The organism is Actinospineispora eucalypti, from assembly GCF_039543365.1.
Taxonomy (GTDB): Bacteria; Actinomycetota; Actinomycetes; order Mycobacteriales; family Pseudonocardiaceae; genus Pseudonocardia; species Pseudonocardia eucalypti.
Window position 1 is genome coordinate 706,099 of record NZ_BAABJP010000015.1, and the last position, 9,606, is coordinate 715,704.

At 69.6% G+C, this 9,606-nt stretch carries 9 protein-coding genes; 4 read left to right on the top strand and 5 right to left on the bottom strand.

Features of this window, described 5'->3' with window-relative positions; all coding sequences use genetic code 11:
• The first annotated feature begins 74 nt into the window (after positions 1-74).
• The gene (locus ABEB12_RS19390; RefSeq protein WP_185059022.1) at positions 75-494 is read left to right on the top strand and encodes an NUDIX domain-containing protein; all 420 of its coding nucleotides are present in this window, start codon (positions 75-77) and stop codon (positions 492-494) included.
• A gap of 5 nt (positions 495-499) precedes the next feature.
• Here the strand turns inward: ABEB12_RS19390 and ABEB12_RS19395 are convergent, their stop codons facing one another.
• Positions 500-2,107, bottom strand: a complete 1,608-nt coding sequence (locus ABEB12_RS19395) for a PEP-utilizing enzyme (protein ID WP_185059021.1) — start codon at positions 2,105-2,107, stop codon at positions 500-502.
• Between the two features lie 69 nt (positions 2,108-2,176).
• On the opposite strand from ABEB12_RS19395, the gene ABEB12_RS19400 reads away from it, so the two are divergent.
• A complete protein-coding gene (locus ABEB12_RS19400; protein ID WP_185059020.1) occupies positions 2,177-2,590 on the top strand; it encodes a hypothetical protein in 414 nt (137 codons plus the stop codon).
• Positions 2,591-2,668: 78 nt separating this feature from the next.
• Here the strand turns inward: ABEB12_RS19400 and ABEB12_RS19405 are convergent, their stop codons facing one another.
• Positions 2,669-3,184 carry a MaoC/PaaZ C-terminal domain-containing protein gene (locus tag ABEB12_RS19405; protein WP_185059019.1) on the bottom strand — a complete coding sequence of 172 codons (516 nt, stop codon included), beginning with the start codon at positions 3,182-3,184 and terminating at the stop codon, positions 2,669-2,671.
• 262 nt (positions 3,185-3,446) lie between these two features.
• On the opposite strand from ABEB12_RS19405, the gene ABEB12_RS19410 reads away from it, so the two are divergent.
• Positions 3,447-4,514, top strand: coding sequence for a magnesium and cobalt transport protein CorA (locus tag ABEB12_RS19410; RefSeq protein WP_345702936.1), 1,068 nt, complete (start codon positions 3,447-3,449; stop codon positions 4,512-4,514).
• Between the two features lie 299 nt (positions 4,515-4,813).
• Here the strand turns inward: ABEB12_RS19410 and ABEB12_RS19415 are convergent, their stop codons facing one another.
• Genes ABEB12_RS19415 through ABEB12_RS19425 form a run of 3 tightly spaced genes read right to left on the bottom strand, consistent with a single transcriptional unit; the run spans position 4,814 to position 7,346 of the window.
• Complete coding sequence (locus ABEB12_RS19415) at positions 4,814-5,593, bottom strand: methyltransferase domain-containing protein (protein ID WP_345702937.1); 780 nt, start codon at positions 5,591-5,593, stop codon at positions 4,814-4,816.
• Between the two features lie 3 nt (positions 5,594-5,596).
• Positions 5,597-6,094, bottom strand: coding sequence for a YflT domain-containing protein (locus ABEB12_RS19420; protein WP_345702944.1), 498 nt, complete (start codon positions 6,092-6,094; stop codon positions 5,597-5,599).
• Positions 6,095-6,152: 58 nt separating this feature from the next.
• Positions 6,153-7,346 (bottom strand): acyl-CoA dehydrogenase family protein, encoded by a 1,194-nt coding sequence (locus ABEB12_RS19425; protein WP_185059017.1) that lies wholly within the window; start codon positions 7,344-7,346, stop codon positions 6,153-6,155.
• A 906-nt stretch (positions 7,347-8,252) separates the two neighbouring features.
• On the opposite strand from ABEB12_RS19425, the gene ABEB12_RS19430 reads away from it, so the two are divergent.
• Positions 8,253-9,606: AMP-binding protein (locus ABEB12_RS19430; protein WP_345702938.1), on the top strand; the 1,354-nt coding region annotated here is incomplete at its 3' end.

The following is a 9,606-nucleotide window of genomic DNA, read 5'->3' on the forward strand; positions in this document are numbered from 1 at the left end:
GATCTTGTTGTACAGCACGAACCCCCGACTGGGGAACGTGACTCGCGGGCATACGCCAATGGAGTGAATATGAGATGCTCACCACGGTGAGTGAGCAAATCCCCTGTGTCGGCGCCGTGGTGCACGACCGACACGGCCGACTGCTGCTGATCCGGCGCGCCCAGGAGCCCGGGCTGGGACTGTGGTCGCTGCCCGGCGGCCGGGTGGAGCCCGGCGAGACGGACGAGCAGGCGGTGATTCGTGAGGTACACGAGGAGACCGGCCTGCGGGTTCGCGCCGGGCGGCTGCTCGGCCGGGTGGAGCGGCCGGCCGGGAACGGCGGGGTGTTCGTCATCGCCGACTACTTCTGCGAGGTGGTCGGGCCGGAGGAACCCAGGGGCGCGTCTGACGCGTCGGACGCTCGATGGGTTGATGCGGTCAACTACGCCGCGTTGCCGCTCGTGCCCGGCCTGACGGAGGTCCTGACCGACTGGCGGGTCATGCCAAAGGGCTAATCCACCTAAGGACGTACCTGATCGGACGGCTTGATGGTGACCAGGCCGGCGCGGCCGTCCACGGTGACCGTGGCGCCGTCCGGGATGTCCAGGGAGCCGGTGCCGGTGTTGATCACACAGGTGACCCCGAGCTCCCGGGCGACGATCGCGCCGTGGCTCATCGCGCCGCCGGTGTCGATCACCAACGCGGCGGCGACCAGGAACAACGGCGTCCAGCTGGGATCGGTGGTGCGGCACACCAGCACGTCGCCGGGGTCCAGGTCGGCGTCGGCGGGATCGGTGATCACCCGGGCCCGCCCGGTCACCACGTCCCCGACCACGCCGATCCCGTGCAGCTCGGTGACCTCGGCCGGCGCGGCCGCCACCGCGGGTTCCGAACGTTCCTCCGGCACCGGGTCGCCGGTCCAGGCCGGGGGCAGCCGCAGGCCCTGGAACCGGACGTGGTCGGCGCGCCGGCGCTCGACCAGCTCGTGCGCCGGTTCGCGCAGGCCGGCCAGCAGCTCGTCCAGGGTCAGGAAGAAGACGTCCTCGGCGTCCGCCAGGAGGCCGGCCTCGGCGTACCGCGCGCCGAGGGTCCGGGCCGCGCACCGCGCCCCGTCCAGCGCGTGCAGGAAGCCGGACTTGCCCACCTCCCGCATCGGGATCAGCCGGCGAGCCGCCCAGAGCACCGCCCGCGCGCGCACCCGGTCCACCGCGCCGAGGCCGGCGAACAGCTCCCGCTCGGCCGCCTCCCGCCGGGCCAGCTGACGCGCCTCGTTGGCGCGCGGGTGGTCCACCTCGGCGTCCCGGTAACGCCGGGCCAGCCGGTGCACCGGGGCCGGGTCCTCCCGCCACACCACGCTGGTCAGGTTGCCCTCATCCGGGCCGTGGTAGCCGTGCCTGCCGAGGAACTCGGCCAACTCCAGCCGGCCACCGGCCAGCTCCCACAGATCACCGAGCATGGCCGTCTCCTCGAAGGAGCCGTACCCGGTCATCAGGTCCGAGGCCTGTTCCCGACCGCGCGGCGCCAGCCGTTCCACCTGTTCGGCCAGCGCCTGGCCGACCATGGTCAGCACGGTGTGCGCGGTGCCGACCCGGGCGAACCACCGCACCGAGTCACGCAGCAGCTCGGTGGCCTCCGCCGCCGTGGTCGGCGGGCGGTCGACCACGTTCGCCCGCCACCAGGCGCCCACCCCGCGCCGGGCCGGGCCGAGCGCCCTGGCCTGGCCGACCGTGGCGACCGGCAGCTTGACCAGCACAACCAGCGAACGCAGCCGGCCGCGCAACGGGGTCCGGCTGGGCACCGGAGGACGCCGCTCGCCGAACATCTGCTCCACCAGCGCGTCCGCATCGGTGCCCGGCACCGCGTCGCCGATCCGCCGGAACAACGTCACGTTGCCCGCCGCGTAGCCGTAGAACGCGCCGCTGGTGCGCTCGTCCGGACTGGCCGGCGGCGGCACCTCGCGGCGGCTGAACACGCCGATCTGGAAGAAGGCGCGGCGCAGCGACAGCTCCATGGTGTGCGCCCAGTACGTCCAGCCCAACGGCGACTGCACGCCCTGGATCGCCTCGGCGTAGTTGACCGTCGACCAGCGAGTCCCCGGCGCCGACCGGGTGTGCACCGGACTGTCCATCCCGCACCTCTTAACCGAACAGCGTATGTTTAATGCGCCCAAGGTACACGGCGGGCAGAATCGCCGTCGATGCCCGATTTCCGCCCCGGCCGGGAACTCTCGGCCGAGCTGTACCGCGCGATCCGCCCGCTGCTGCGCCGCCCGCACGCCGCCGCGCTGCTGGGTGAGGGCTCCGAGGTGCTCGGCTACGACTCGCCCCGGTCCACCGACCACAACTGGGCCGCCCGGCTGCTCGTGTTCACCGCCCCGGAACACGTGGCCGAGGTCCGCGCCGCGCTGGAACACGCCCCCGACCGGCTCGACGGCCATCCGGCGCGACTCACCGCACGCACGGTGGCGGACTGGCTGACCGAGCAACTCGGCACCCACCGGGGCGACCCGGGCTGGTGGCTGGCCACCCCGAGCCGCTGCCCGGCCGGCTGCGCGAGGCCGGCGACGAGCGCGGGGCGCGGCTGGTCGCGGCCCGGATGGCCCGGCTGCTGATGGAGCCGACCTTCCTGCGCCGGTGGGCGGCATCTGCTCAGGCCTCTATCTCCCGCACGCGCCTAACTGGGCGCGTGCTCAGCCGACGCCTTCGGCGCCGGGTACCGGCCGGCCGGGCTGCTCGCCGCCGCGCGCGTCGCCGTAGGACCGCTTGGGCACCATCACCTTGCGGCGGAAGGTGCACACCACGGTGCCGTCCTGCTTGTAGCCCCGGCTCTCCACGTAGACGATGCCCCGGTCGTCCTTGGACTTCGACTCCGTCTTGTCCAGGACCTCGGTCTCGGCGTAGATGGTGTCGCCGTGGAAGGTCGGCTTGGTGTGCTTGAGCGACTCGATCTCCAGGTTGGCGATCGCCTTGCCGGAGACGTCCGGCACCGACATGCCGAGCACCAGCGAGTAGATGTAGTTGCCGACCACCACGTTGCGCTTGAAGTCTGTGGTTTCCTCAGCGTAGTGCGCATCCATGTGCAGCGGGTGGTGGTTCATGGTGAGCAGGCAGAACAGGTGGTCGTCGTACTCGGTCACCGTCTTGCCGGGCCAGTGCTTGTACACCGCGCCGACCTCGAACTCCTCGTAGTAACGCCCGAACTGCATGTCACACGCCTCCGTAACGATGCGCACTCTGGTTTCGAGGTACCCTATGCACTCGAGCGGGCTATCTGAGGAGGTGGGGCCGGTGGACACTGCGCCAGGCTGCAGTACCAGCCGGGTCCCCACCGCGGAGTCCGGCTGATCCGGATCCACACGCGGGCGGGGGCCAGGTGCCCATCCGTCGCCGTGAGCCATCCAGCTCCGGCTTGGAGATCCTGGAGGCCTCGTGGCCAACCTCATGTCGCTGCGCGCCCGCGGTGCGCGCATGAAGCTGAATAGTCGTTCCCGGCTTTCCACCGAGCCAAACATCCCCGTTCCGCTTTCCGCGTATGTGGTGGACTGTGCGGTCTACATCGACGGTCACCGGCTGCCCGGCCGGTGGAGCCACGAGCGCGCGGTCCGCGAGGTGCGCGACCGGGGCGGCGACGAGGGGAACGCCTTCGTCTGGATCGGCCTGCACGAGCCGGACGACGAGCAGATCACCGGCATCGCGGAGACCTTCGGGCTGCACGAGCTGGCCGTCGAGGACGCGGTGCACGCGCACAACCGGCCCAAGCTGGAGCGCTATGAGGACATGCTCTTCGCCGTGCTCAAGACGGTCTGTTACGTCGGGCACGCCGAGCCGACCACCTCCGCCGAGCTGGTGGAGACCGGCGAGGTGATGGCCTTCGTCGGCCGCGACTTCGTGGTCACCGTGCGGCACGGCAACCACTCCGGGCTGCACGACGTGCGGCTCAAGCTGGAGGAGGACCCCGAGCAGCTCGCCCTCGGCCCGGCCGCCGTGCTGCACGCGCTGGCCGACCACGTGGTCGACTCCTACCTTGAGGTCACCGATGCGATCGAGGCCGACATCGACCTGATGGAGGTCGAGGTCTTCGAGCCGCGCTCGCAGGTCGGCTCCGAGCAGATCTACGTCATGAAGCGCGAGGTGCTGGAGCTGCGCCGCGCCGTCATGCCGCTGGGGCAGCCGCTGCGCCGGCTGGCCGAGGGCTACAGCTCGCTGATTCCGCACGAGGTGCGCTCCTACTTCCGCGACGTCGACGACCACCTGACCACCGTGGCCGAGCGGGTCAGCGGCTTCGACGAGCTGCTCACCACCCTGGTGGACGCGGTCCTCGCCAAGATCACCATGCAGCAGAACAACGACATGCGGAAGATCACCGCGTACGCCGGCCTGATCTCGGTGCCCACCATGATCGCCGGCATCTACGGGATGAACTTCGACTACATGCCCGAGCTGCACCAACCGTGGGGCTATCCCGCCGTCTGGCTGGTGATCGGCACCGTCTGCACGCTCATGTACCGCACCTTCCGCCGCAACCAGTGGCTTTGAGTTAGAGGTCGGGTTCCAAAGACGGCTCGGGCGGCGAAGGCCGGTCAGCGGGTGATCTTCGTCGAGATGCGGTTCATGGCTGTTTCTCCAAGATCGAACAACCCTCAGCCGCACCTCACCTGGGACAGGCCGCCGAGCAACCCGTAACCCGCCCCACGCTCGGTAACCACGGCAAACCCACGCCCCGTGGGATGCGTCGACCGGTGATCGTCGTCTCTGGTGTTTTAGCGTCGATTTTCGAGGCTGAACCACCACAAACCGCGATCAACCCACACCCTCGAGCCGAGGCTTGCGCCCGCTCACGAGCTCACCGGCCTCCGCCCCAGGAAGGTGTAGACGATGTCCCGGGTCCAGCCGGGCACGGACTGGCTGCGCGGGTCGGTGAAACCGGCGGCGGACAACCGGCGCTCGAAGTCGGCCACCCGGTCGAACCCCCGAACCGAGCGGCACAGCCGCCGGTACACCTCGGTGTGGCCGGTGACCAGTGCGCCGGCCGGGATGACCAGTCCCCAGCTCAGCGCCAGCCAGCGCGCCCGGGCGCCCAGCGAGTCGGCCACCGAGCAGTCGTGCACCGCCAGCGGGGCGCCGGGCCGCAACAGCCCGCACAGCGCGTGCAGCGCGGCATCCACCTCACCCGGTGGCAGGCCGAGCAGCAGAAAGGCGGCCAGGGCGCCGTCGAACGGCCCGCGCGCGGCGCGCGGCAGCCCTTCCGACCCGCCGGCCAGCTGGTCCAGGCCGGCGTGCACGAACCGCACCCCGCGCGGCCAGGACTTGGCCCTCGCCCGCTCGAGCATCGGGGCGGAGGCGTCCACCGCGACGATCTCCGCCTCCGGCAGCACCTGGAGCAGCGCCGCCGTGGACGCGCCGGTGCCGCAGCCCACGTCGAGCAGGCGCAGGCCGGCGCCGCGCGCCGGTAGGCCCATCCGCCGCACGGACAGCCGAAGCTGCTCGTGGTACCCGGCACTGGCGTCGAGGATGCCGACCAGGCGGTCGTAGCCCGGCGCCAGGGGCGAGTAGTCCGCTCGCCAGGACGTCCCCGGCTCGGCCGCCCCGGACTCGGACATCACCGCCCCGGTCACCCGTCAGTCGACGCTCTCCGGCCCGGGACCCATGGCCAGCTTGGCCAGCATGTCCTTGGCCTGCTCCGCGTTGCGGGGCGCGGACAGCACGTCGTACCGGCCGGCGACCAGCTGGCTGGCCGAGGTGAAGTCCCGGCGCCCGCGAGTGAACGAGTAGCTCAGCGCGGCGAACAGCACGCTGAACAGCACACCGCCCACCACGCCGACGATCACCGCGCCGTAGTTGTTCTGGAAGTAGGCCAGCAACAGGCCCACGAACAGACCCATCCACACGCCGGACAGCGCCCCACTGGCCAGCACCCGGCCCCAGGTGAGCCGCCCGATCACCCGCTCGACCAGCATCAGGTCCACGCCCACGATCGTCACGTCGCCGACCGGGAAGTCGTGGTCGGCCAGGTAGTCGACGGCCCGTTGGGCTTCCGCGTAGGTGGCGTACGAGCCCACCGGCCAGCCGGTGGGGGGCGTCGGCAGGTTGGGCAGCCCCGGACTCCTCTGCCCCATGTTCCCGAACGGCGGCGTCGTCACTGGTGCCATCTCCTCGCGGGCGCGCGCTGGATCATTACCGCGAACGGTACTCCCGCAACAGCCCCCGGCTGATGATGGTCTTCTGGATCTCCGAGGTGCCCTCGCCGATGAGCAGGAACGGGGCCTCCCGCATCAGCCGCTCGATCTCGTACTCCTTGGAGTAGCCGTAGCCGCCGTGGATGCGGAAAGCCTCCTGGGTGACCTCCGCGCAGTACTCGCTGGCCAGCAGCTTCGCCATGCCGGCCTCCACGTCGAACCGCTCGCCGGAGTCCTTCAGCCGGGCCGCGTTCACCATCATCAGGTGCGCCGCCTCGACCTTGGTGGCCATCTCGGCCAGCTTGAACGCGATGGCCTGGTGCTGGGCGATCGGTTTACCGAACGTGCTGCGCTGTTGGGCGTAATCCACGGCCAGCTCGAAGGCCCGGATGGCGATGCCGCAGGCCCGCGCGGACACGTTCACCCGGCCGACCTCGACGCCGTCCATCATCTGCGCGAAGCCGCCGCCGCGCCGGTCACCGAGGATCTTCTCGCCCGGGATGCGGAAGCCGTCGAACACCGCCTCGGTGGTGTCCACGCCCTTGTAGCCCATCTTGTCGATCTTGCCGGGGATGGTCAGCCCGGGGGTGACCTCGCCGAACCCGCGCGGCTTGTCCACCAGGAAGCAGGTGAGGTTCTGGTGCGCCCGTTCGGCGCCCTCGTCGGTCTTGACCAGCAGAGCCATCAGGTTGGAGCTGCCGCCGTTGGTCAGCCACATCTTGGCGCCGTCGATGACGAAGTCGTCACCGTCCTGCTTGGCCCGGGTCTTGATCGCGGCCACGTCGGAGCCCAGATCCGGCTCGGACATGGAGAACGAGCCGGTGATCTCCCCGGTGGCCATCTTGGGCAGGTAGTGGGCCTTCTGCTCCGGGGTGCCGTGGTGGGTGATCATGTAGGCGACGATGAAGTGGGTGTTGATCACGCCGGACACGCTCATCCAGCCCCGGGCGATCTGCTCGACCACCAGCGCGTAGGTGAGCAGCGACTCGCCGAGCCCACCGTGCTCCTCCTCGATGGTGAGCCCGAACAGGCCCATCTCCTTCATCCCGTCCACGATGTCCTGTGGATAGGTGTCGGAGTGCTCCAACTCCTGCGCGTGCGGGATGATCTCCTTGTCCACGAACGTCTTGACCGTGGACAGGATCTCCCGCTGCACATCGGTGAGTCCGGCGGTCTGCGCGAGCCGGGCCATAGGTCGCCTCCATACTTGCGGACGTCTTCGTCGTAGCTCGCGATCAGTATGTCGAACACCTATGGCGCGCGCAGCACTGTGTGACGAGTCCAGCCCGGCGGTCACGGCCCCGCAACGGAACCGTCACGCGATGGTGTGCTCTCGTCACGATTTCGCGAGCCGGCTTCGGCCACGATCCCCGGCTCGGAAAAAAACCTTGACGCCCTTGATGTCTCCGCCGTTCTCGAATGCCTAATAAGCTTGGGCCGGCCCGCTGTGCGCAAGTTTATTAAGCAACTATCACGTCGTTTCGGGCGCCAATCAGTTTCGCACAACCGCATTCGCCACGCCGGCCGGCCCCGGCACGCTTTTCGACTTTCCGGAACGGCGGGCCGGAAATACCTGAACCGTCGATAGCGAAATCGCCGCACGGTAATTCACGCCGGCCGCACCCGAACCCCACCGGCCGGCGGGCCGATCGGGCGGCATAACCCAACTGGTGCACCCATCTCGCGTCGTCAGCGGGCCGCACCGGCACAGCGTGCGTCCTGACCACTGATTTTCCGACTATTACGAATACCATACTTTCGTTTCAGAACTGTCACACCTCCCTCAAGCGGCACAGCCGCGCCTCGCGCCACAGGCACGACGGATCGACCACCTTGCTCACAAACTCGGTGAAATGCGCCAGTGGCGTGACAATCGGTAGCCAACACAGAACACGTCCCGATAACGCGCCCAAATACTGACGCCGAGCCTTTCAAATGCCACGCCTCAACGCGTACCCGAAGGCCCGGCCGTACGACTTCGGACCGATGTGATCCTGCCCGCTCAGGCCTTAAGTAGGCAACCCCGCCAATTGGCTCGACAGCACAGCTGGCTCACAGGTAGACCATCCTGAGAAGGCCTAAGTGGAGGGAAGAGTCGATGACGGCACTGGCTGAGTCCGGCCGGGATTACTGGCGGGGAGTGCTCGATGCCGGTGGTTTCACCGCGTTGCCGCGGTGGGTGCGCGAGCCCCGGCCGGGGGTGGCGGAGTGCTTGCTGACGATCCCCGGGGTGGACCGGTCGGCACTCTTGGCGGCACACGCGAAGGTGTTGGCGGTGTTGACCGGTGAGGTGGAGGTCGTCACCGGTTATGTCGCCGAGGGTATGGCGTTGCCGTGCCGGCTGAGTGTGGAGCCGGGGTCTTGGCGGGAGTTGTCGGGCGAGGTGGAGGCGGTCGGTGCGCGGCTGCGGGAGCACGCGGCGGCCGCGCCGGAGGCGGTGCGTTCGGGGGCGCTGTTCGACACGGTTTTCGACCCGGCCGGTGATTTCGCCGGGGACGGGCTGCCCGAGGGCGTGGTGCTGTCGGCAGGGGTGCGCGATCACCGCGACGGGGTTGAGCTGCGGCTGCGTTACCGCACCGACGTGCTGGATGCCGAAGCGGCCGCCCGGATCGCCGGCTACTACCGGGCCGCGGCCGAGTTGATCGCCGCCGACCCGGACGCCGATCACCAGGCCCAGACCTTGCTGGGTGCGGAGGAGCTGCGGTTGCAGTTGGTGGGGATGGCCGGGCCGGTGCGGGAGTTGCCGGATGTGCGGCCGCACCAGTTGTTCGAGCAGCGGGTCCGGCTACACCCCGACGAGGTCGCCGCCCGCCACGCCGGCCACCAGCTGACCTATGCGCAGGTGAACGCGCGGGCCAACCGGGTCGCCCGCGCCCTGCACGCCGCCGGGGTCGGGCGTGAGGACGTGGTGGCGGTGGTCACCGAACGCAACCTGGACTGGCTGGTCGCGGTGCTGGCGGTGTTCAAAGCCGGCGGCGTGTACCTGCCGATCGAGCCGCACTTCCCGGCCGAACGGATCGCCACCACCCTGCGCCGCGCCGACTGCGCCCTGGCCCTGACCGAACCCGACTCCACCACCACCCTCGAGCAAGCACTGGCCCAGCTGCCGGGTGTGCCCACCCTGTTCGTCGCCGACGCCTACACCCAGAACCACCCCGACACCAACCTGGACGTCGAGATCACGCCAGACCAGTTGGCGTACATCTACTTCACCTCCGGCTCGACCGGGGAACCCAAGGGCGCGATGTGTGAACACGCCGGGATGCTCAACCACCTGTTCGCCAAGATCGACGACCTGGACATCACCCACGGCAGCGTCGTCGCCCAGATCGCGCCGCAATGCTTCGACATCTCCCTGTGGCAACTCATCGCCCCCCTCCTCGTCGGCGGACGGACCCTGCTGGTCGAGCAGGAGGTGATCCTGGATGCCGCCCGGTTCGTCGACACCCTCC

What these genes read in the sequence shown, in the direction of transcription:
- ABEB12_RS19390 (WP_185059022.1), top strand. Translation starts at nt 75, where the DNA reads ATGCTCACCACGGTGAGTGAGCAAATCCCCTGTGTCGGCGCCGTGGTG.
- ABEB12_RS19395 (WP_185059021.1), bottom strand. Translation starts at nt 2,107, where the DNA reads ATGGACAGTCCGGTGCACACCCGGTCGGCGCCGGGGACTCGCTGGTCG.
- ABEB12_RS19400 (WP_185059020.1), top strand. Translation starts at nt 2,177, where the DNA reads ATGCCCGATTTCCGCCCCGGCCGGGAACTCTCGGCCGAGCTGTACCGC.
- ABEB12_RS19405 (WP_185059019.1), bottom strand. Translation starts at nt 3,184, where the DNA reads ATGCAGTTCGGGCGTTACTACGAGGAGTTCGAGGTCGGCGCGGTGTAC.
- ABEB12_RS19410 (WP_345702936.1), top strand. Translation starts at nt 3,447, where the DNA reads ATGAAGCTGAATAGTCGTTCCCGGCTTTCCACCGAGCCAAACATCCCC.
- ABEB12_RS19420 (WP_345702944.1), bottom strand. Translation starts at nt 6,094, where the DNA reads ATGGGGCAGAGGAGTCCGGGGCTGCCCAACCTGCCGACGCCCCCCACC.
- ABEB12_RS19425 (WP_185059017.1), bottom strand. Translation starts at nt 7,346, where the DNA reads ATGGCCCGGCTCGCGCAGACCGCCGGACTCACCGATGTGCAGCGGGAG.